The 21,923-nt window shown below is 52.4% G+C and carries 17 protein-coding genes; 16 read left to right on the top strand and 1 reads right to left on the bottom strand.

Translation table 11 applies throughout. The features are described 5' to 3' along the window. Positions 1-11 precede the first annotated feature (11 nt). The 16 genes from FIV45_RS11215 (at position 12) to FIV45_RS11290 (ending at position 20,733) form a co-directional block, all read left to right on the top strand. Positions 12-1,943, top strand: a complete 1,932-nt coding sequence (locus tag FIV45_RS11215) for a flagellar hook-length control protein FliK (protein ID WP_099472154.1) — start codon at positions 12-14, stop codon at positions 1,941-1,943. A 34-nt stretch (positions 1,944-1,977) separates the two neighbouring features. Then, positions 1,978-2,649 (top strand): flagellar hook assembly protein FlgD, encoded by a 672-nt coding sequence (locus tag FIV45_RS11220; protein ID WP_099472153.1) that lies wholly within the window; start codon positions 1,978-1,980, stop codon positions 2,647-2,649. A 72-nt stretch (positions 2,650-2,721) separates the two neighbouring features. After that, positions 2,722-4,095: a flagellar hook protein FlgE gene (locus tag FIV45_RS11225; RefSeq protein WP_099472152.1), complete on the top strand. Its 1,374-nt coding sequence runs from the start codon at positions 2,722-2,724 to the stop codon at positions 4,093-4,095. 193 nt (positions 4,096-4,288) lie between these two features. Continuing rightward, the gene (gene sciP, locus FIV45_RS11230) at positions 4,289-4,588 is read left to right on the top strand and encodes a CtrA inhibitor SciP (RefSeq protein WP_099472151.1); all 300 of its coding nucleotides are present in this window, start codon (positions 4,289-4,291) and stop codon (positions 4,586-4,588) included. A 356-nt stretch (positions 4,589-4,944) separates the two neighbouring features. Then, positions 4,945-6,642 (top strand): flagellar basal-body MS-ring/collar protein FliF, encoded by a 1,698-nt coding sequence (gene fliF / locus FIV45_RS11235; protein ID WP_165776967.1) that lies wholly within the window; start codon positions 4,945-4,947, stop codon positions 6,640-6,642. An 8-nt stretch (positions 6,643-6,650) separates the two neighbouring features. Further along, entirely contained in the window at positions 6,651-7,673 is a 1,023-nt protein-coding gene (gene fliG, locus FIV45_RS11240; RefSeq protein WP_099472149.1) for a flagellar motor switch protein FliG, read from the top strand. A gap of 66 nt (positions 7,674-7,739) precedes the next feature. Beyond that, the gene (locus FIV45_RS11245) at positions 7,740-8,402 is read left to right on the top strand and encodes a FliH/SctL family protein (protein WP_099472148.1); all 663 of its coding nucleotides are present in this window, start codon (positions 7,740-7,742) and stop codon (positions 8,400-8,402) included. 158 nt (positions 8,403-8,560) lie between these two features. After that, a complete protein-coding gene (gene fliN / locus FIV45_RS11250; protein ID WP_099472147.1) occupies positions 8,561-8,905 on the top strand; it encodes a flagellar motor switch protein FliN in 345 nt (114 codons plus the stop codon). Positions 8,906-8,933: 28 nt separating this feature from the next. After that, on the top strand, positions 8,934-9,695 hold the full coding sequence (locus FIV45_RS11255; RefSeq protein ID WP_204602130.1) for a motility protein A: 762 nt from the start codon (positions 8,934-8,936) through the stop codon (positions 9,693-9,695). An 18-nt stretch (positions 9,696-9,713) separates the two neighbouring features. Beyond that, positions 9,714-11,090, top strand: a complete 1,377-nt coding sequence (gene flbD, locus FIV45_RS11260; RefSeq protein WP_099472145.1) for a sigma-54-dependent transcriptional regulator FlbD — start codon at positions 9,714-9,716, stop codon at positions 11,088-11,090. A 64-nt stretch (positions 11,091-11,154) separates the two neighbouring features. Beyond that, entirely contained in the window at positions 11,155-13,254 is a 2,100-nt protein-coding gene (flhA, locus tag FIV45_RS11265; RefSeq protein ID WP_099472144.1) for a flagellar biosynthesis protein FlhA, read from the top strand. Positions 13,255-13,272: 18 nt separating this feature from the next. Continuing rightward, positions 13,273-14,379, top strand: coding sequence for a flagellar biosynthesis protein FlhF (locus FIV45_RS11270; protein WP_099472143.1), 1,107 nt, complete (start codon positions 13,273-13,275; stop codon positions 14,377-14,379). After that, a complete protein-coding gene (locus tag FIV45_RS11275) occupies positions 14,376-15,134 on the top strand; it encodes a MinD/ParA family protein (RefSeq protein ID WP_099472142.1) in 759 nt (252 codons plus the stop codon). The genes FIV45_RS11270 and FIV45_RS11275 overlap by 4 nt, the downstream gene beginning before the upstream one ends. A 44-nt stretch (positions 15,135-15,178) precedes the next feature. Then, the gene (locus FIV45_RS11280) at positions 15,179-18,421 is read left to right on the top strand and encodes a hypothetical protein (protein WP_099472141.1); all 3,243 of its coding nucleotides are present in this window, start codon (positions 15,179-15,181) and stop codon (positions 18,419-18,421) included. Between the two features lie 13 nt (positions 18,422-18,434). Continuing rightward, the gene (locus tag FIV45_RS11285) at positions 18,435-18,821 is read left to right on the top strand and encodes a hypothetical protein (protein WP_099472140.1); all 387 of its coding nucleotides are present in this window, start codon (positions 18,435-18,437) and stop codon (positions 18,819-18,821) included. 118 nt (positions 18,822-18,939) lie between these two features. Next, positions 18,940-20,733, top strand: a complete 1,794-nt coding sequence (locus tag FIV45_RS11290; protein ID WP_099472139.1) for an ankyrin repeat domain-containing protein — start codon at positions 18,940-18,942, stop codon at positions 20,731-20,733. On the opposite strand, the gene FIV45_RS11295 is transcribed toward FIV45_RS11290, so the two are convergent. After that, entirely contained in the window at positions 20,723-21,610 is an 888-nt protein-coding gene (locus FIV45_RS11295; RefSeq protein ID WP_099472138.1) for a TPR end-of-group domain-containing protein, read from the bottom strand. The two genes, FIV45_RS11290 and FIV45_RS11295, sit on opposite strands and share 11 nt — an antisense overlap. Positions 21,611-21,923: the final 313 nt, after the last annotated feature.

The raw sequence follows: 21,923 nt of genomic DNA on the forward strand, positions 1-21,923 counted from the left end.
TATGGAAAATTATGACCACCAGTTTTGACATATTCACCTCATCTCTTCCGACTGCCGGATCTGGCGGCGCGAAGACAGATGCATCTTCACGGGCAGAAAAAAATCCGGTGGCCGCTTCCTCTCCTGACACCACACCTCCAACGCGCGCCCCAGAGGTCAAGGAGAGTTTTAAGGACCATATGGTTCGAGAGAGCCACCGCGCCAACCAACCTGATGGCACCCCACGGAAAACGGAAGGCAACAGTCAGGAACCTCGCCAGAAAGATCAGAAGATCGCCGCGCCCTCATCTGAAACAAAACCTGATAAAACAAAATCTGCCAACACATCACAGGAAAATAATGGTGACGGCTCAGAAATAACAAAACCAACCGATGCATCTACACAAGATCCACAGAAACCACGGGACGACCACGCCCAACATAGCCCAGACCTCGACGGGCAAGATGGGATCAACACACAAGACAAAGCAACCGGTCAGACAACGGACTATAGCGCGGTCAATATTCCGTTAAGTGAAACACGGGCCAACGGAGCACCCGCCACCGATCCCCTGGCTCCCTCCCCAGGTTCAGATCCTGTTGGCCCCAGTGACATCCCGGATCAAGGCGATCAGGATTACACTGGTAATCTTTTTGACAAATCGAGCAGCCCGGATAAAATATTCGCCACCGAAACACCGCTTGATATTGCTCCCCAGGTTCAGGAGAACACTGGTCCGTCACAAGACGTCTCATCCGAAAAACTTGCCGAACAACCGACAGGCCAAAAAACGCTCCCCGTTGACGAGTTCACCACCAAAGTTGAGCGCCCTGCAGTTCCCGCCACAACACAAGAACCGGCCTCAACACAAGATAATGCACATCCAACGGCGGATGAAGACACCCTTCCAACAGAAGCCGGGAAAGTTGGCAATACTACTGACGCCGCTGAACCTGAAATCAGTGCCGCTCCCAAGACCACTGCGGCTGCTGCAACAACAGCCCCTATTATCACGCCTGAGGTTCCGGCCGGAAACGCTGATTCAAAGAGTGTAAATGCGGCTCCAGAGACATCATCTGTTGCAACGGCAGCACAAGCCGCCACACAAACACCCCTGACATCCACCGCAGCCCAACAGATACCGCAAAAAGAAATTAACGGCAAAGGTGAGGCCAGTGACACTCAAAAGACCGGAGCCAGAGACAATACCGTAACAGGAACCGGCGGATCGCAATCCGCAGCCGCCTCTGCCCAACCCTCCTCGGATCAATCTTCTCAACAGAATTCAACAGGAGAAAACACCTCTCCCGCCGCGGGCGTCGGTAAATCTACCACCCAGGGCGGGGCCGATATGACGGCCCCCAAGGTTCCTTTTGCGACAGACCTTACCCAGGCATTAACACCGGAAACAAAGCCCTTACAGTCCGGCACACCGCAGCAGCACTTGACCGGTCTTTTATCCGTTCAGGAAGTAGGACAGCCAGGCAGCCTTACACCGGGTCACGTGAAATCCGCGGCGCATCACCCGATGCCAAATTCCCCGGCAGAACAGATCAAGTTAGCCATTTCAAGACAGGCAAGTCTGGGACAGAACAGTTTCAGGTTAAGCTTGAAACCGGCAGAACTTGGCCAGGTTGATATTAAAATGGATTTCCAGGCTGATGGAAGAATGACCACAACAATCACCGTCGACAACGAGAAGACCCTGAACATGCTCCAGAAAGACCAAAGCGGTCTGGAAAGGGCGTTAAACAATGCCGGTTTTGATGCCAGTGGCAACAATCTGAATTTCACCCTGAAAAAACAACAGCAGGATCATATGGAAAAGCAACTGTCCCAAACGAATTTAGACGGGACAGGGGAAACTGATGAGGGCGTGGACATCAATCTCGCCAATAGCGTCATCAGCCAGCAACAACTGAAAATGGCATATTCCAAAAATGCCCTCGATATTAATATTTAAGACTGAACACACTCTTTTATAAGGATACTTCATCATGGAAGTAACAGCAGCAGCAGGGGCAAATTCCGAAGCCTCGAAAAGTTCGACCAAGCTCGCCGACGATTTTGATAATTTCCTGGCCTTGCTGACCACTCAGTTACAATTTCAGGACCCGCTAGACCCCATGGATTCAAGCCAGTTTACCGAACAGCTGGTCTCCTTCACGCAAGTGGAACAGTCTATCGCCACCAATAAAAACCTGGAAAACCTGATCAGCCAAACCCAAACAGCCGCCATATCAGATGCGGTCAACTATCTCGGCACTGAAATCACGGTGGAAACGGACCGAGCCGGACTGCGGGATGGTAAAGCGAAATGGGAATATGGCCTTCAAAGCAATTCTGATGAAACCAAAATCATTGTGCAGGATTCCAAGGGCAAGGTGGTTTACGAAGGTATTGGCGAAAACAAAGCCGGCTTGCATGAATTTATCTGGGACGCCCCGGAAGGTACGCCAGATGGCATTTACAAACTATCGCTGCAGGCCGAGAGCGCCAATGGGTCGGAAGTTCAAACCGCCATATATTCCAAGGGCGTTGTAGAAAGCATCGAAACCTTGAATGGTCAGGCTCATTTGTCCGTCAACGGCATCCTGACACCAACAACAGAAATACAGGCTGTTAATACAGTCAAAAAACCAGATCCTGACGCAGAAGACGCCAGCTAGTTGCGTAAAGCGCATTCTATTTAAGAATTAACCACCCGACCCATCTGGTCGGCAAACAGAAGGAGTATCGACATGAGTCTTTACGCATCACTTTTCTCAGGGGTATCTGGACTGGGCGCATATAGTTCCGCGCTAGGCATGATTTCGGATAATATCGCTAACCTGAATACCGTTGGCTATAAAGAAACCCGCGCCAGTTTCTCAACCCTGGTGACGGAATCTCGGTCCTCCACCTCCTATTCCCCAGGGGGCGTCCAAGCCTTGCCGCAGAATCTGATCAGTCGTCAGGGCCTGTTACAATCCTCCACCTCCGCAACCGATCTGAGTATTGACGGTGCCGGTTTCTTTGTCGTCTCTACCCGCGGTGAATCCGTGAATGCCAATTCTGAGATCAGCTTCACGCGTGCCGGGTCGTTTAACCCGGATTCTGAAGGCTTCCTGAAGAATACTGCCGGGCTTTACCTGATGGGTGTGCCATTGATTTCTGGTACAGTTAAACCGGAAAGCCCCCAACTCGCTGATCTGCAACCTATTAACGTGTCGGACTTAACCAGTACAGCCGAAGCCTCGACCAACGTGACCTTGCGCGCCAACCTGCAGTCCTCACAGGCGATAAATGCCGCCATGGGAACATATGACCCTTCCGTTAAGGCAACCTCTATGTCAGGTTATGCCGAAGATGTTGCCGCCGGCGTAGCGGTTCCCGTCGGCATCAAACCAGACTTTCAAACCAATATTGAGGTTTTTGACGCCCGGGGTGGCGTTCACACCGTGACCGTCGCCGCACTCAGAAGCGCCGATAATGTCTGGGAAGTAGAAATGTATGTTGACCCTCCAACTGACATTGTACCAACAGTCGGAACAACCGGACAGATTGCCGCCGGGACTGTTACATTTAATGGGGACGGCACACTCAATGTCCCCGGTACGACCGCCTCACTTCTGGCCGCCGTTAACGTCCCTTGGTCAGGTGGTGCAAATGCGGGCTCGCTGACTTTTGATCTCGGCACCAATGGCCTCAGCGACGGTCTGACTCAATTTGCCGGCGAATCAACCATCATCTCCTCCTCTGCCAATGGCGCGACCTTCGGGAATGTGATCGGGGTGAATATCGATAAGGACGGCATTGTCAGTGCCCTGTTTAGTAATGGCTTGGCAAAGAACGTCTATCAACTGCCCATCTCCACCTTCCAGAACCCGGATGGGCTGACCCGTCGTCAAGGAAACTCCTATACCGTTTCTGATCAATCCGGGAGCTCTATCCTGAAATATGCCGGGGTTGGCGGCGCAGGTTTTGTGGCCCCACAGACCTTGGAAGCCTCTACCGTCGACCTGGCCGGGGAATTTACAAACCTGATTACCATTCAGCGGGCTTTCTCGGCCAGTACGAAAATTATCACCACGGCCGATGAAATGCTGACAGAGTTGAACAACATTAAACGTTAATAATTCAATCACTTAAGATAATAAGCCGCCGGTGTTTCATCGGCGGCTTATTGTGTTTTCATCGGTTGAAATCGAAATAGGTCCAACTTTATTCTAATATTTAGACCAAATTAACCTCGTTCCTTAGGTCTTTTTTAAAGCCTTTTACGTATTCTGACCCCTATGTATAAAAGTTACCGGAGATAAGTACATAATGAGTAGAATACAAAATGTGTCTGCCGCACCCGTTTTGGGGCCGACAGGAGAACCTCTTACACTTGAGGATCTCCCGCCTCCAAACACCAAGCGATGGGTTGTTCGCCGCAAAGCAGAAGTGGTTGCTGCTGTACGGGGCGGCCTGCTCTCGCTGGAAGATGCCTGTAAGAAATATACCTTGTCCGTCGAAGAATTTTTGTCCTGGCAACGCGCCATTGACAAGGATGGCTTACTTGGACTTCGGGTAACGCGCGTGCAGGATTATCGTGATAACTCTTTAAGCGGATACGATAACTAATCAGGCTAAAATCAGTCGTTTATCAAATTATTTTATTAAATTAACCATGAGAAGGTGATTCTCATGGTTAATTTTTTTGTCTGGTGTTCATTTCGAGCCTTTTTTGACAATATACACTATATATAGTATTTTTATTGAGACACCACACTAGCATTGGGAGGCGCTAAAACCCTCATCTTTTTGCTTGTCAATATATTTTTAAACCTCAGTAGGCAAAAATTGCCTACCATTAACCTCCTGTTTACTTAATAATTAGTAAACTGAATTTGATGATCATATTCGACGAGATCAACAATCAAAGTTACGAGTAGAGTTATAGAAGACTATATTAAAAGTATATTTTAGGGAACGTCATTGTGAATGGTTTAGCCGAATTCTTCAAAACACTAGGACCCGCCCGTCTGGCCGCCATGGCCACGGTTGCCGCTATTACCATCGGGTTCTTTATTTTTCTGTCTATCCGTCTGTCCACCCCCACAATGTCTTTACTGTTCAGCGGACTGGATCTCTCCGATTCCTCTAAAATCGTCCAGACACTGGAAGCCCAGGCTATTCCTTACGAACTGGTGGGCGACGGCAGCACCATTCTGGTCCCCGACGATCAGGTCAATCGCATCCGCATCGCCGTTGCCGAACAAGGCTTAACCAGCGGGGGTTCCGTCGGCAATGAAATCTTTGACCGCGGCGATTCTCTCGGCGCCACAAGTTTTGTCCAGAACATCAACCGGTTACGTGCTCTGGAAGGTGAACTCGCCCGCACAATTCAGTCCATTGATAAAGTCACCAGCGCCCGCATCCATCTGGTGATGCCGGAACGCCGCCTGTTCAGTAATGAAAATCGCGAAGCCACCGCCAGTATCTTTATCAAGACATCCTCCGGCCGCCTGCCCCGCAATCAAATCATGGCCATTCAGAATCTGGTCGCCGCTGCGGTGCCTGACCTGCAGCCGGAACGCATTTCAATTGTCGACCAGAAAGGCTCTCTCCTCGCCCGGGGCTCTTCCGAAGATGTGACATCATTGCTGGCCCTGTCGCTGGAAGAAAAGAAAATATCCATGGAGAGTCGTCTGCGTGGTCAGATCGAAACCCTGTTGGAGAAAACCGTGGGCCTGGGCAATGTGCGCGCCGAAGTCAGCGCCGAACTTGATTTGAACCGCATCACCAGCAATACCGAAGAATATGACCCCGACAGCCAGGTCGCCCGTTCAGAAAACACCAGCGAACAAATCAGCACCAATCAGGAAAATGCAGAGGCGGAAAGCGTATCCGTCGCCAACAACCTGCCGGACCAGACAGAAACCCAGCAAGAACCCGGGGTCAAGTCCCAGACCAATGACAGCACGACAACATCAACGGTCAACTATGAAATCTCCAAAACCATCCGCACCCAGATTCACGAGGCGGGAACCATCAAGAAAATTTCGGTTGCCGTTCTGGTTGATGGCACCTATCAGGATGCCGGTGACGGCAGCGCCCCTGCCTATCAAGCCCGCAGCCAGGCCGACCTCGACAATCTGAAACAACTGGTGGAATCAACCATTGGCTTTGACGCCGAACGGGGCGATACCGTTGATATCGTCAATATGCAGTTTGCCGCAGTTGATTATGGCGAGGCGGCAGCGGAAGAAAGCCTGTTTGACTTCAGCAAAGCCGACATCATGCGCTTTATAGAACTTGGAGGGCTGATGCTGATCGGAATTCTGGTTATTTTCTTCGCCCTGCGCCCCCTGATCAAATTCCTCACCGCACCACCGGTGACTTATGTACCAAACCCAGCCCTTGAAGGCGGCGCCCAGGGACAACTGCCACCGGGCCAGGCCCAACAGCAGGCCGCATTGTCCGCGCCGGCCAATGAACCGATTTCTCTTCTTGATGATGATGGGAAACAATTGCCTTCCCGTGAGGTTGCCAAACGCGCCGGTATAGATTCGGCCATTGATGTCGCCGCGGTTGAAGGAAAAATACAAGCCACTGCCCTGAAGAAAGTCGGGGAACTCGTTGAACGTCATCCGGAAGAATCCGTTGCTGTCGTTCGCGGTTGGTTATACGGATAACATAAAATATGTCTGCAGGAAAAATAGACCGAATTTCTGACCTGTCCAGTGCGGATAAGGCAGCCGCTCTGATGCTGGCGCTCGGCGACGAGAACGGCGCGATAATATGGAATCTTCTTGATGATGAAGAAGTCAAGGAACTGTCCCTGGCCATGTCGTCTCTTGGAGCAGTTGATTCAAAAGTCATTGAAGAACTATTCCTTGATTTCGCCAATGGCGTATCCTCCGTCGGTTCCCTGACCGGGAATTTCGACAATACAGAACGGTTACTGGTGAAAATGTTGCCCGGCGACCGGGTCAGCCAGATCATGGAAGAAATTCGCGGCCCCGCCGGTCGAACCATGTGGGACAAACTCGGCAATGTAAATGAAGTTGTCCTCGCCACATATCTGAAAAATGAATACCCCCAGACTGTTTCGGTTGTTCTGTCGAAAATCAAGCCCGAGCATGCAGCCAATGTGTTGAGCGTACTGCCGGATGATTTCGCCATGGAAGTGGTTTCGCGCATGTTGCGGATGGAACCGGTGCAAAAGGATATTCTCGACAAGGTTGAACAAACCCTGCGCACGGAATTCATGAACAACCTGGCTAAAACAAGCCGCAAGGACAGCCATGAAACCATCGCTGAAATCTTCAATTATCTTGACCGCGCCTCCGAAACCCGCTTTCTGACTTCCCTCGAAGACAAAAACCGCGAAAGCGCCGAAAAAGTCCGGGCCCTGATGTTTACCTTTGAAGACCTGCAAAATCTTGACGCCACTGGCGTCCAGACCCTGCTGCGCGGTGTCGACAAGGATCGCCTCGGCCTGGCAATGAAAGGCGGTTCCGACAAGGTCCGCGACATGTTCTTCAGCAATATGTCCGAACGGGCCGCGAAAATCCTCAAGGAAGATATGGAAGCCATGGGCCCGGTTCGCCTGAAGGATGTTGACGAAGCCCAGATGGAAGTGGTCAATGTCGCCAAAGATCTGGCCGACAGCGGCGAAATTGTTCTCAATGATTCAAAGAGTGATGATGAACTGATTTATTAAACACCCATGATCAAGCCCCGGCCCTCTCACCCCGGGAAATAACACCGACGTGTAGGATATAAATGAATGAGTGCAGTACGATTTACATTCGATGAAGATTTCGAGGACTCCAGCGGCGGCACGATGAGCCGCAGCAAAATCGACGACATCAGAGCCGCAGCCTATGCAGAGGGCGTCGCCGCCGGTCAGACGGAAGTCCTGACCAGTCTTGAACAGAGTTGCGAATCCCTGCTGCACAACATCCTCACCGCCAGTCAAAACCTGCAGGAGCGGCAGGCAGAACAAGTCTCCCTGATGCATAAGGAAGCCGCAAAGCTCGCCTACGCCATCATCGAAAAACTCGCGCCGGCTCTGGTCAGACACACCCCGCTGGACGAAATCGAACTGCTGGTGACACAATGCCTGAAAAACAGCCCTCTCCACCCCCGGCTTGTGGTGCGGGTTGACGACAGCATTCTGCCTCTGTTGGAAGAAAAATTGGAAAAAATACGGCAGACCAACAGCTATCAGGGGGAAATCATTTTAATCAGCGAAACCATGGCCCACCCCAGCGATTGTCGGGTTGAATGGGCAAATGGCGGGGCGGAACGCGATTTTAACAGCCTTCTCGCCACCATCGAAGGAACCGTAAAACTGTTTATCGAAGCGCCGGAATCAGGACCGCACCACGAAACCAGTACTATTGACCCTCTAACCGGAACCCTGTCTGAAACCATAAACTCAGAATAATTCCAAAGAGAAAAGCAGCATTTGCCGGAAAAGAATACAATGAAAGCTTTCAGGACGAGACAATTCAAGGTAACTATGGTTAACATCACCGGTCATGGAAGAGAAAATTTATGCCTTCTAATGACTTATGACAAGAAAATATTAAGGGCTTGCAGATAATGTCTGATACAGAAAATATGGATTGGCAAGAATTGGACCAAGGGAACGGCACAACTGATCCCCAAAACTCTGGTGACGGTGCCGAAGGTGAACTGGAAGGCTCCGGTGACCTTGAAGCCGTTTTCGATGTTCCGGTAAAGGTTTCCGCCGTTCTGGGGATTACCAATCTTACCGTCAGCCAGTTGTTGAAACTGGGGTCCGGGTCCGTTGTTGAACTGGACCGGAAAGTCGGCGAAGCCATCGATATTTACGTCAATAACAGGCTTGTTGCCCGCGGTGAAGTGGTATTGCTCGAAGAAAAACTGGGAATTACCATGACAGAGATCATCAAGGGCAACGAATAAAACGGGCTTTAAGTACGGGAATAGAAAAGTGATAACACTTCTAGGTATCGTCGTTGGATTTGCATTGATTATTTCTGCCATGATTTATGGCGGGTCGCCGCTGGATTTTTTAAACCCACCGTCGTTGTTAATTGTTTTCGGGGGCACCATTGCCATTACCGCTGTAAGTTTTTCCCTGAAAGACTTAAAGCAAATCCCGGCCGCGCTATGGCGCTTAATGGCTTACACCACACACAACCCGCAAGAGGTGGGGGTGACCATGATCCAGATCTCGGAAAAAGCCAGAGGCGGCGGTGTCATTGCCCTTGAAAAAATCAGCAAGAGCTTCAGTAATGAGCCTTTCCTTAAAAAAGGTCTCGACCTCACCGTCGATGGTGCAAGCCCGGACGATATTGAGCAAATTCTCAAGCAAGAAATTTACTCTACCGCGTCTATTCAGTCCAAAAGCGTCGACCTTCTCCGCCGTTCGGCCGAAGTCGCCCCGGCTATGGGGCTGATCGGAACGCTGGTCGGGCTGGTCCAGATGCTCGGCAACCTCAGCGACCCAAGCACCATCGGCCCGGCAATGGCCGTGGCGCTTCTCACGACTTTTTATGGCGCTATTCTCGCCCATATGGTGCTTGTCCCTCTGGCCACCAAGGCAGAGCGCAATTCCCATAATGAATCGACTCTCAATCTGCTGTATCTCACCGGCATCCTGTCCATCGGACGGGAAGAAAACCCCAGACGTCTGGAAATGCAACTCAATGCCATGCTGCCCCAGACCAACCGGATCAGCTATTATGACTAACAGGACGGAAACACAATAATGCGGTTAATTATCGTTGGTTCACTTGAGGGACAACTCTCGGCAGCGTCACAGATCGCCCTGAATAACGGGGCGAAGGTCATCCACGCCCCCGATGAGGCGACAGCCCTGAATCTGATCCGGACCAAAGGTGCCGACCTGTTGATGATTGATGTTAAGTGCGATATCCGGGGCTTGCTCGCACAATTGGAATCCGAACATATTACCACCCCGGCGGTTGCCTGCGGTGTGGGGTCGACATCAGACGACGCCGTTGCCGCCATCCGGGCTGGCGCCAAGGAATATATCCCCCTGCCCCCGGACCCGGACCTGATCGCGGCTGTCCTCACTGCCATTTCTGATGACGAACATGAATTTATCTATCGCGACCGCAATATGATCCAGGTGGTCAAGCTTGCCGAACAGGTAGCCGCCAGTGAAGCCAGCATCATGATTACCGGTGACAGCGGCACAGGGAAAGAGGTCATGGCCCGCCATGTCCACAGCAAAAGCCGCCGCAAAGCCAAGCCTTTTATCGCCGTGAATTGCGCCGCCATTCCGGAAAACCTCCTGGAAAGCGAGTTATTCGGCCATGAGAAAGGCGCCTTCACAGGTGCCGTCGCCCGCCGGATCGGTAAATTCGAAGAGGCAAACGGCGGCACTCTCCTGCTTGACGAAATCAGCGAGATGGATGTTCGTTTACAGGCAAAACTCCTACGCGTCGTGCAGGAACGCGAAGTAGACCGGGTCGGTGGCAGCGGTGCCGTAAAAGTCGATATCCGCATCATCGCCACCACCAACCGGAATCTTCAGGAAGAAGTCAAACTCGGCAATTTCCGGGAAGACCTGCTGTTTCGCCTGAATGTGGTGAACCTCAATATTCCCTCTTTGCGCAACCGGCCGGAAGACACCCGCGCCCTGTGTAAGCATTTCGCCCGTAAATATGCCGAATTTAACGCCTTGCCACTGAAAAACGTTTCCGACAGCGCCATGAAAGTACTGATCAATCATAACTGGCCAGGCAACGTACGCGAACTCGAAAACACGATCCACCGCGCGGTCCTTCTGACGACCGGCAATGAGATCGGCGCGTCTGACATCGTACTTCCCGATGGGCGGCCTCATATAGAAATTCAGTCCGGCTCCTCTCATCAGGCGGATAATACCCCTGAAGGAACAGAACCTCTGGCTGCGATTTCCCTGATAGGACGCACGGTAGCGGATGTGGAAAAGGATCTGATTATCGATACGCTGAAACATTGTCTCGGCAACCGGACACACGCGGCGAACATTCTGGGCATATCCATTCGTACATTGCGTAACAAGTTAAATATCTATATGTCGGATGGCGTCAATGTACCCGGTCCCGGGACAACGCCTCCCCAATCAGGGTATTGAAAAGCCCTGATATAGAAAACATTGTGAATTTTAACGTCACAATAACGAGAAGATTTCGCTGAATATGAGTGATACGGCCACAAACCACGGTATACAGAAAAAAGGTATTATGGGGCAATTAGCCCATCGCTCCGACGTCATTATGGCATTCGGCGTTGTGTTGATCCTGACCATTCTTTTCCTGCCCTTGCCTTCATGGCTGCTCGATATTTCCCTGGCGATTTCTTTCACCTTTTCCATCATGGTGTTGATGACATGCCTGTTTATCCAGACCCCGTTGGAATTTAACAGTTTTCCTGCCGTTCTCCTGCTCTCGACCATGTTGAGGCTGGCGCTTAATGTGGCCTCCACCCGCCTGATCTTATCAGATGGCCATACCGGCCCCTCGGCGGCGGGACATGTGATTGAGGCCTTTGGTAAGTTTGTGATGGGCGGAAATTTCGTCATCGGGATCATTGTATTCTCCGTCCTGCTGATTGTGAATTTCATGGTGATCACCAAAGGGTCCGGCCGTATCGCAGAAGTCGCGGCCCGTTTCAGTCTTGATGCCATGCCCGGTAAACAGATGGCCATTGACGCCGATCTGTCTTCCGGTTTGATCGACGAAAATGATGCCCGCACGCGCCGCAAAAACCTGGAAGATGAAAGCACCTTCTTCGGGTCCATGGACGGGGCGGCAAAATATGTACGGGGCGATGCCATCGCCGGCCTTCTGATCACCTTTATCAATATCATAGCCGGTATGATCATCGGGGTGGCTCAGAATGACATGAGTTTCACCCAAGCCGCCAACACCTATACCCTGCTCACCGTCGGAGATGGTTTGGTGAGCCAGATCCCGGCCTTGATCGTCTCGACCGCAGCCGGTCTTCTGGTCACCAAGGCTGGCCTGACCGGACGTACCGACCAGGCGCTGTTCAGGCAAATGGGTAGTTATCCCACCGCGCTTGCCGTTAGCGCCAGCCTGTTGTTTGTCCTGTCCTTGCTGCCGGGCATTCCCTTTCTGCCTTTCGCCGTCCTGTCCGCCATGATCGGCGGCACGGCCATCGCCCTGACCCGCCAGAAAGCTGAAGATGCCGAAGCCAAATTACGGGCAGAAGAAGAAGGTGAACAACAGATCGAACACGTCGAGGAGCCCATCACCACGGCCCTGACCATTGACCCGATCCGGCTGGAACTTGGCTATGGCCTTCTGCCTTTGATCAATGATGATACCGGCATCCGCCTGACCGATCAGATCAAGGCCCTGCGCCGCCAGATGGCCACAGATATGGGCTTTGTCATGCCGTCGGTGCGTATTTTGGACAATATGCAGCTGCCCGCCAATCAGTATGTCATCCGCCTGAAGGAAACCGACGCCGGCAGCGGCGATATCCGCCCGAACATGTTGCTGGTGATGGACCCCCGGGGTGAACCCGTCGCCCTGCCTGGTGAAGAAACCCTCGAACCCGCCTTTAAACTACCGGCAACCTGGGTGGAAAAAAGCCTGAAAGAGGAAGCGTCCTTCCGCGGGTACACTGTCGTTGATGCCGCCACCGTCATTACCACCCATATCACCGAAGTGATCAAGGATAATATGCCGGAACTTCTGTCCTATGCCGAGGTCAAGAAACTTCTGGATGACCTTGCGTCCGAACATCAGAAACTGATCGCCGACCTGATCCCAACCCTGATCACCCAGAGCGGCCTGCAGCGGGTATTGCAAAACCTGCTCAGTGAACGTATTTCCATCCGTGACCTGCCCACCATTTTAGAAGGCGTCGCGGAAGCTTGTGGCTATACACAGAATATCGTGATGATCACCGAACACACCCGTACCCGTCTTGCGCGACAGATCAGCTATGAAAATGCCGATCAGGACGGGGTCATTCCTCTGATCAATCTGTCGCCTCAGTGGGAACAGGACTTTATGGATGCCCTGGTCGGCGGCGGCGAAGAAAAACAACTGGCCATGGCCCCAAGTAAATTACAGGAATTCATCGGGTTGGTGCGCATGACGTTCGAGGATCAGGCCTATGCCGGAGAAATGCCGGTTCTGCTGGTCAGCCCGATGGTTCGACCTTACGTACGCTCCATTGTCGAGCGGTTCCGTCCGGCCACTGTCGTGATGTCGCAGAATGAGGTTCACCCCAAAGTCAAAATCAAGACTCTGGGTCAAATATAAGTACGGGTCGGGAAAAACATGCGGTTAAAAATATTCACTGCGGACAATATGATGGCGGCGCTTGGCAAGGTCAGGGATGCGCTTGGCGAAGATGCGATCATCATTGATTCTGTCGAAGAAGACGGACGGGTCCGTGTCACCGCCGCCATGGAACTGCCGGTTCCCAGAACCGCGCCGCAGAAGGCCCCACGCAAAGCGCCAAAACCGAAACCCAAACAATCCCCTGTACAAAAATCCCTGCGCGACCTTGACCGGGAAGACCAGGCGGAAAATTACAACCTGTCCTATTTTCTGGCCCATCATGGCATCGAGAAATCCATGATGCGGCGCATTCTGGAAACGGCAGCGGCCTTTGAAGAAGATAAAAACCTTACCGCCCTCGCCCGGGCGCTGGATGTAATGTTCCATTTCAAGGCCGTGAACAATGATTATCATGACCGGCCCATCATGCTGGTGGGGCCACCAGGGGTCGGCAAGACCGTCACGACCGCCAAACTCGCCAGTCAGGCCATCCTTGATGGCCGCACCGTTCGTCTGATCAATACAGACACCATCCGCACCGGCGGCACTGCGCAGCTCGAAGGCTATGCAGAAGTCCTGAAGACCACGGTGATCGAAGCCCCGGACCCGGAATTGCTCACCGCCGCCATTGAAACTCATCGTCAGGCGGATGAGCTGGTCATCATCGATACCATGGGTTACAACCCCTTCGATGCTGCCGAAATGGCCCAACTGCACAGTTTCATCTGCGCCTATGATGTGGAGCCTCTTCTGGTGATTTCTGCCGGCACAGACCCGGTCGAAGCCCAGGAAATCTCGGAAACCTATGCCAATCTTGGCGTGCGGCGTTTTATCGCCACCCGGCTGGATGTCGCCCGGCGCTATGCCAGCCTTCTGACCACCGCCAATGCCATGGATCTGGCTTTTGCCGGTGTTGGTATTACGCCGTTCCTCGCCAATGGCATTGAAAAGGTTGATGCCATGAGCCTCGCTCAGTTGATCACCCATATCAATGACCGCAAGATTTTTGTTCCCCCGGAAAACCTTATCGAAGAGAATATGACGGAAGAAGATCCGGACACGCCCCCTTTAAAGATTGATGACACAGAAAGTGAAAAGCCATGACCTCCCCAGTTTCCTCTCAAATCATTACCATTGCCTCCGGCAAGGGCGGGGTGGGCAAAACATGGGTTTCAACAACCTTATGTCACCTTCTCGCCAGCGAAGGCAAAAAAATCCTGCTCTTTGATGGTGATCTTGGACTCGCCAATGTGGACATCCAGTTGGGGCTCCTGCCGGAAGCAGACCTTGGACAGGTTCTGTCCGGCGCCATTACCCTTGACCAGGCCATCACCCGCTATGACAGCAACGGCGGCAAGAGAGGGTTTGACATCATTTCCGGGCAATCCGGATCCGGCAGTCTGGCTTCCATACGCAAGGAGCGCCTGGAAGATCTGAATCAGGACCTTGTCGCCCTGTCGAAGCAGTATGATTTGACGTTTCTTGACCTTGGGGCCGGGGTTGAGTCATCCGTCATGACATTGTGCGAAACCGCAGACCGCATTGTCGTGGTGGTAACCTCCGACCCAACATCCCTCACCGACGCCTATGCCTTCATCAAGATGAACCACATGCGGAACCCGGCCATGAAACTCGGCATCATCGTCAATATGGTTGAAGACCGGCACGAGGGGCAGAAAACCTTTTCCACGTTGAAAAAGGTCTGCGAGAACTTCTTGCGTTTCACGCCGGAATACCTTGGATCCGTGCGCCGGGATAAACATGTGGTCGACGCCATTCGCCACCAAAAACCCCTGCTGCAACGCCATCCGGTCAGCCATGCCGGGGAAGATATCGCCGAAATAGCCAAAAAACTGTAATTAAAGCCTTAGAATCAAACCTGAAATAGGTGTAAGATGGGGGCATGAGCGATATAGATGCCCCCCATAGTCTGCCCCTCAGGACCGGTGAAGGCCCCGGCCGGGTCACGCGCACGTCCACAACCTACGAAGAAAACTCCCCGCAGCAGCAATCCACAGGCAAACGATCAAATCCCTCCAGCCAGGGGACCGAAGCCAAAGAGCTCTCCGCCTCTCATGAAACAGCCGTGACGCTTTCCACCAGCCTGTCCAGCCTGGACGTCGGGACGCGGATTACCGCACGCTATATCGGCGTTGACGCGGCGGAACGCCCCTTGCTGGAAACTGCGACGGGGACATATTCTGTCAAGTTTGACCCGGTTCAACAGCAGAAAATAGACAAAATTCCCCAGGGGGCAACCGTTGACCTTGGGATTACCCGTATCGAACACAAGATTGAAGCCCGCCTGAGCTATATAGACCCCAAACAAAAAAATCCGCAACCGATCACCCTGCCGCAGCCGGTAACGCTTGAACTGACCAATCTCGGCACCGCGCCCCCTCTGGTACGGCCCGCCCCGGCACAGTCAAGCCCCTCCTATCAGGCTAATGATCTGTTTCTGGCCGGAAAAATTGCCCTGGAAAGCGCTGACAAAGCCAAAATTCTTCCCACGCCAGGCGCTTCGACCAACTATACCCTCTATGAAAGAGCCAGGCCGGAACCTCATCATCGCGATCCCGTACAGGCCACTGTCCGGCAAACCGTTCTCACCGGCAATGTCCTTCTGGCCCAGGAGAAACAAACCACCGCACCGCAGCAAGCCGGAGCAGCTCCCGCATCACCGGCAACGGCCCCGGAACAGACAACCTCGTCCCTTGATGCCGCACGCATCCTGCACCGTGACATCCCGGGAACCGTGGTCAAGAATATCACTCACGATACCGCTGCGCTGCCCCGGTCTGTTCGCCAACATCATGACATCACCACGCCGCTGGATGGGTTGAAAGTCGGGCAGAATTTCACTTTGCAAATTGAATCTCTGGCTGTGCCGGATCAACATTCCCCGGCCCAGATCACATCGCAAGGGCAATCGGTGCAGCCCCCGGCAGACTCTGGTCAGAACCCCGCCGCCCAACATCAGGTGCAAAACGCTGTACCACTGCCTGCGACAGCAACCGAACCTTCCCTTGCGACGGACAAACAAATACTGTCCGGCATTGTTATTGACCCTGGCCCGAAAATTATCGAAGACGCCAAGCTCATTCCTTCGCCCCCGCCAGCAGGGATACAAGGTGACCCCAAAACCCTCTATGTGGCAACCTCTGTATCGGTGATCAAAGTCAACAGTCCGCTTGAACTTGCCCCGGGAACAGTCATCACCTTCTCTCTTGTGGCCCCACTTTCTCCGGCCGCAGAAACAGATCCTGTTACCGCCCGCTATATCGGCACCGACCCCGGCGGGCGTCCGTTACTGGAAACAGCAACCGGCACCTATGCCCTGCAAGGCGCCCCCTCCCTTCAGGCCGACCTAATAAAGCTGGCGCAGCATGGCCCATTAGAAATCCGCATCACGCAGCCGGGTCCACCGCCACAGGCTAGTGTGCACGTGCAGGCCGCCCATACCATTGGCGGGACGCTTTCCTCTATTCCCCCTCTGGCGGTTATACTGCATCCCACGCCAGAGGGCCCCTCCACAACAGCCTCTCCTGCTGCTTCCGTGACGGCGGCTAATGCGGTCCATACCGAAACGGGCACCTTGGAAAATGTGAAGGCCGGTCAGTCCCTGTCCCTGCCCAACAACCCGGCGGTTTCGGCCACCATAACGGGAACCGAAAAAACACCTGGCGTCCCGGCAGAGCGCATTTTGCATCAGGATATATTGGCGACGGTGATAAAAAATATTCCCGGCCCCACCGGCAATATTCCCGATTTTATCAAGCAGCATACTGAAGCTACAGGCCCCCTTGATGCACTCAAAAATGGCCAGAACGTCACATTGCGAATAGAGGCCCTGACCGTGCCGGCTTCTCAACCTGCCGCTGCCGGGCAACCGGTACAATCAGCACAAAACCCGCCTTCCGGAAGCGGAACAATACCCGCAATGCCCTCTGCCACCGTTATGCAGGCCAACGCCGCGACGTCAGTTCCCGTCATGTCCGGCATTATTATAGACCCTGGCAAAAATCTTATGGAAAGACCAGGACAAGCCCCCCTTGCCCGTCAGAACACCCGCTATGCCGATGGGTATAGCCCGACGGCTCAGAGAGGCGATCTTGCCCAGAATGAGTTTAAAACCCTGTATGTGGCCACCCCGGTTTCAGTGATGAAATTCAAAAGCCCGGTCAACCTTGAACCGGGCACGGTGATCAGCTTCTCCCTGCCGCAACTTTCAAACGCCGCGGCCGCAAACATTGAAGAGAGCATTCCGCGGGAAACCGCACCTCTGACTGAACAGAAACAGGCGACAACGGCACCCCACCCCGCCACCCCGACGACGGAAACACAGGCCGCTACGACAACGACAACCACAGCCCCAAACCAGGCCGCGGCCTCTGGTCTGCTCACAGCACCATCCCAGGAAACACAGACGCCGCAACCTTTAACCGAGTTGATCACCAACTGGCAATCCTTGAGCCAGATTGCCGCAACTCTTCCCACGGCGGAGGCAGCAGAGGCCAGTCGAGCGCTCCTCAGCCGTATACCGTCTGTGCAAAATTCCGCACAAATGACCTCTACCATGATATTTTTTCTGGCCGCAATGGGCGCCCGCAATCCGGCGCGCACCTGGCTTGGCCCCTTAACGACGCAGGCGCTGGAAAAAGCCGGTCAGGACAAACTCATCAAACGTCTAGATCATGATATGCAGCGCATTTCGCGCCTTGCCGCCTCTGCTCCGGCTGGTGAATGGCGCCCGGCCTTGTTGCCGCTTCAGGTGGGAGGCGAAATCACCGCGGTACCGATCCTGACCCGGCAACTTCTCGACGAGGATGGCCAGAAAAAAAATGGCGCGGGCGGCGACGAGGACAGCGACAAGACAACCGCGTCCCGTTTTGTTGTCGAAGTCACCCTCAGCCAGTTCGGCCCTGTTCAGGTTGATGGCATGTTATCGGACAAACGCCTGAGCATCATCATTCGCGCAGGACTTGCCTTGCCCCAAGATCTGAAACAGAAGGTCGGTAACCTGTTCACCACGGCCCTGGAGATTTCCGGTTACACCGGAGACATTCAGTTTCGCGACCAGACCCCCTTACCAATGTCTGTGCAAAATATCATCAATCAAAAGATTTATACGTCACGCAACAGCTGAGCAAGCCCCCTCTATGACACAGAATAAAGATCTGATTGCCCTTCACAACAACACCCACCGCAGCAGGAGCCTGAGCGTGGCTCTCTTGCAGGATCTGACAACCGCCCAGACCGCTTATCGGGTCGGGATACGTTATATCCCGGACAAGCTGCTGCTTGACCCCGAAAACCTGCCGGCCTATTTGGAAAAAATCCTGAGCCAGACAGACGTCACCGTCGACCTTCTTGCGCCGGAAATAATTGAAGACCTGATGGATCAGGTCATCCCCAAATGGATTGAAGTCACTCTTGAACAGGCCCCTGATCAGCAAAACCAGAAGATAATTGTCACCGTGGAAGATCGTCAGCCCAACTGGCAGGACGACGGCCTGCTTCTGCGCTTGCCCCGATTATTCCCCTGACGCGGCCTGATATATGATAATAATAGAGAAATTTAATCCAGATTACTCAACAAACGCTTTCCATGTTTTCTAATCCGGACCGGAAAAAAACGTTAGATATAAAATTAAAGGGGGTAAAATGTTCACCGCTGCTCAGGCAAATACCGATAGAAAACGGCTCAAAAATCTGTCAAGCTCCAGTATCGTTCTCTTGTTCCTGCTTTTCATTATAATGCCTTTTTTAACATACCCTGCATCAGCAGAAGGCTGGCGCGATCAGAAATTAATTCGCCTGGTGCGTGCGGCTTCTGACACCACTGGCGTTGAAACCTTATTGCGCAATGGCGCCAACGCCAATGCGACGGAATATGACGATGTTTCAGTTCTGATCATGGCCGCGGCACAAGAAAACGCGGCCATTTTTAATCTGCTACTCGCCAATGGCGCTGACGTGAATTATGCCAGTCTTGCCGGAAACACCGCCCTGCTTGTTGCGGCGCAGGAAGGAAGGACAGAATATGTTCAGGCACTGCTGAACCACAAGGCTTCGCTCAACACCCAGAACGAAGATGACCTTACGGCCCTGATCGCCGCCGCCGGTGCAGGTCACCAGAAAATTGTGGCGTTGTTAATCGCGTATGGCGCAGAAGTAAACACCCGTGCGGCGAACGGGGCAACTGCGCTTTTTGCCGCAAAGGAAAACAACCACCTTCAGATTATCGACTTGCTTATGAAAAATGGTGCGGATTCGGGTATCTTTCCTCCCGGAGCCCTTCTTCAGGCCATCGACACCAATGACCTGGAGGAAGCCGAAACGCTCATCCAAAACGGGGTCGGCCTGAATTACCAGTCAAACTCAGGGAACACGCCACTGATGGCGGCCGCCTTTAACGGTCACAACAAAATCGCCAGATTATTGATTGACAAAGGAGCCAACGTTAACCTGACTAATGTTGATAACCATACCGCCTTGCTTTTCGCCGTCGAACAAAAACACGCAACAACAGTAGCCGCTCTTCTCGCCTCGAATGTGGATGTCAACAAACTGTCCGCAGCCGGAACCACTCCTCTGAGCATTGCCACATATAATAATGATTTCAATATCGTCAAAATGCTTGTTGATCATGGCGCGGATGTAAACCAGACTTCTAGAGAGATTGGCACCGCCTTATTCATCGCGGCAAATAACGGTCATGAGGACATTGCCGCTTACCTTCTCATACAAAATATTGATGTAAATATCGGCCATGACAGTATAGGAACACCCCTCAGGGCCGCCTTATCCCGCAGACATAAAAATATTGCTGAAATGCTGATTAACAAGGGCGCGGACGCTAACCTTTACACCCCGCCAAATTCATCTCCTCTCTACTTGGCAGCCGGACAAAAGTATGAACACCTTGTTCGGCTCCTGTTACGTCAGAAAGACATAAAATTCCGTTATCAGGCCCCTGATGGCGGCACAGCCTTCATTTTTGAAGTTCAGAATGGCCATACAGAAAATGTCCGCATGATGCTTGAGAAAGGGGCAAATCCAGATTATACGCCCAACAATCTGGCCACGCCTCTCTTCATTGCTTCTCAGCAAGGTCATGACGGCGTCGTGGACCTCCTCGCGCCTGTTACAAAGGACATCAACTTTCAAACCACTTCTGGTGCGACGGCTCTCCTTCATGCCTCTCAAAGAGGAGATGTCAAATCAGTACTCAGCCTACTGGAAAATGATGCCGACGTGAATCTCCAAACAAAGACAGGTTATACCGCCCTCATGGCCGCCGTGAGTAAAGGTAATCATCAGATTGTCCAAGCCCTTTTAATAAAAGGTGCGGATGTCGGCCTTCAAACAACAGACGGTAAATCGGCGCTTGATTTCGCCCGGAGCGCCGCCTTGGTCGATCTCCTAAAGAAGGCGCCTGTAAGTTTTAGTGATTAATCAGTTCCTGAAAAGCTTCATAATCAGCCAATGGTTTCAAGGCGGGATCTTTTGTAACTTCCTCGCGGTAACTCTCCGCACGTTTCAGTGCCTCGGACAGATAGCGTACGGCTTCGTCAAACTGATTTAGCGCTGTATATACACAAGCCAGCTGATAGAAAGCCTGGCTATATTCCGGATCAATCGCCAACGCCCGATGGCATAGGTTCGCGGCCCATTGCGGCTCGCCCATCTCCAGAACCGTATCAGCCTTGTAAGTCAGGGCTTCACAATCATCGGGACGAATGCGCAAGACCTGATCATAAATCGTTGCCCTGTTGGTCAAATTGCTTTCCTGTGCCGCCCGCAGCCACAGGGACTGAATTTCATTGGTCAGTTCGATTTCTTCACGGTTTTCTTCTATGTTCTGGGCCTTTTGATTCATCTGCTCCTCAATCGTACGTAAGCGTTCTTCATAGGTATGAACCAATTTCGAAATTTCCTCGTCGGCGAGAAGATGCACCCGTTCCTTCATATCCCTAATGGACGACCAGCCCACGAGAACCAGAATGGATATCGCGCCGGCGATCAGATAGAAGAAATATGTCACGGCGTCTGTGGCGTAAGACACCCCGCGATCAACCGAAGAATGTTCCCGGTCGAGGATCTGTTTCATTAAATCAACCCGCTGCGCCGCCATCTCCGTGCGCAGCTGTTTCAATTCATCCAGCATATAGCGCTCGATAAAGGGCGTATAAAGCGGTTTTTCCAGTTTCTCGACCTGCGCTTTCCGTTGAGCAACATCCTGCTCCACCTTTTTCGGATCTTTCTCCTGTCCGCCGGAAACAGACAGCGAAAACAAGGATATAATCAAACCACATAATAGAATGCGCAACATCAAACTCTCCTTAAACCAGGATTCCCGCAGCAGACGAAAATCCGACTGTAAATCATCCTGACTATAGTGAAACGACCCTCAAGACCCAAGGATCAAATATTATTACATCTTGTCTATCTGTAACATATTGATACAAAACTCTAAATCCATTCAACATCCCCGCCAAAACACCGTCTTTCACCAAAATTATTCTAAAGTTCCTTGTACCGTAACTATGTTTTTTTCATTTCCGACCGGGTTTTTCTTGACCCCTCACCCACAACATACTATTGAGACTCATTCTTAGTATTAAATAACACAGTAACGAGGAAAC

This window comes from Paremcibacter congregatus (assembly GCF_006385135.1).
Taxonomy (GTDB): domain Bacteria; phylum Pseudomonadota; class Alphaproteobacteria; order Sphingomonadales; family Emcibacteraceae; genus Paremcibacter; species Paremcibacter congregatus.

Coding starts and splice junctions, on each gene's coding strand:
- FIV45_RS11215 (WP_099472154.1), top strand. CDS start 12: ATGACCACCAGTTTTGACATATTCACCTCATCTCTTCCGACTGCCGGA.
- FIV45_RS11220 (WP_099472153.1), top strand. CDS start 1,978: ATGGAAGTAACAGCAGCAGCAGGGGCAAATTCCGAAGCCTCGAAAAGT.
- FIV45_RS11225 (WP_099472152.1), top strand. CDS start 2,722: ATGAGTCTTTACGCATCACTTTTCTCAGGGGTATCTGGACTGGGCGCA.
- sciP (WP_099472151.1), top strand. CDS start 4,289: ATGAGTAGAATACAAAATGTGTCTGCCGCACCCGTTTTGGGGCCGACA.
- fliG (WP_099472149.1), top strand. CDS start 6,651: ATGTCTGCAGGAAAAATAGACCGAATTTCTGACCTGTCCAGTGCGGAT.
- FIV45_RS11245 (WP_099472148.1), top strand. CDS start 7,740: ATGAGTGCAGTACGATTTACATTCGATGAAGATTTCGAGGACTCCAGC.
- fliN (WP_099472147.1), top strand. CDS start 8,561: ATGTCTGATACAGAAAATATGGATTGGCAAGAATTGGACCAAGGGAAC.
- flbD (WP_099472145.1), top strand. CDS start 9,714: ATGCGGTTAATTATCGTTGGTTCACTTGAGGGACAACTCTCGGCAGCG.
- flhA (WP_099472144.1), top strand. CDS start 11,155: ATGAGTGATACGGCCACAAACCACGGTATACAGAAAAAAGGTATTATG.
- FIV45_RS11270 (WP_099472143.1), top strand. CDS start 13,273: ATGCGGTTAAAAATATTCACTGCGGACAATATGATGGCGGCGCTTGGC.
- FIV45_RS11275 (WP_099472142.1), top strand. CDS start 14,376: ATGACCTCCCCAGTTTCCTCTCAAATCATTACCATTGCCTCCGGCAAG.
- FIV45_RS11280 (WP_099472141.1), top strand. CDS start 15,179: ATGAGCGATATAGATGCCCCCCATAGTCTGCCCCTCAGGACCGGTGAA.
- FIV45_RS11285 (WP_099472140.1), top strand. CDS start 18,435: ATGACACAGAATAAAGATCTGATTGCCCTTCACAACAACACCCACCGC.
- FIV45_RS11290 (WP_099472139.1), top strand. CDS start 18,940: ATGTTCACCGCTGCTCAGGCAAATACCGATAGAAAACGGCTCAAAAAT.
- FIV45_RS11295 (WP_099472138.1), bottom strand. CDS start 21,610: ATGTTGCGCATTCTATTATGTGGTTTGATTATATCCTTGTTTTCGCTG.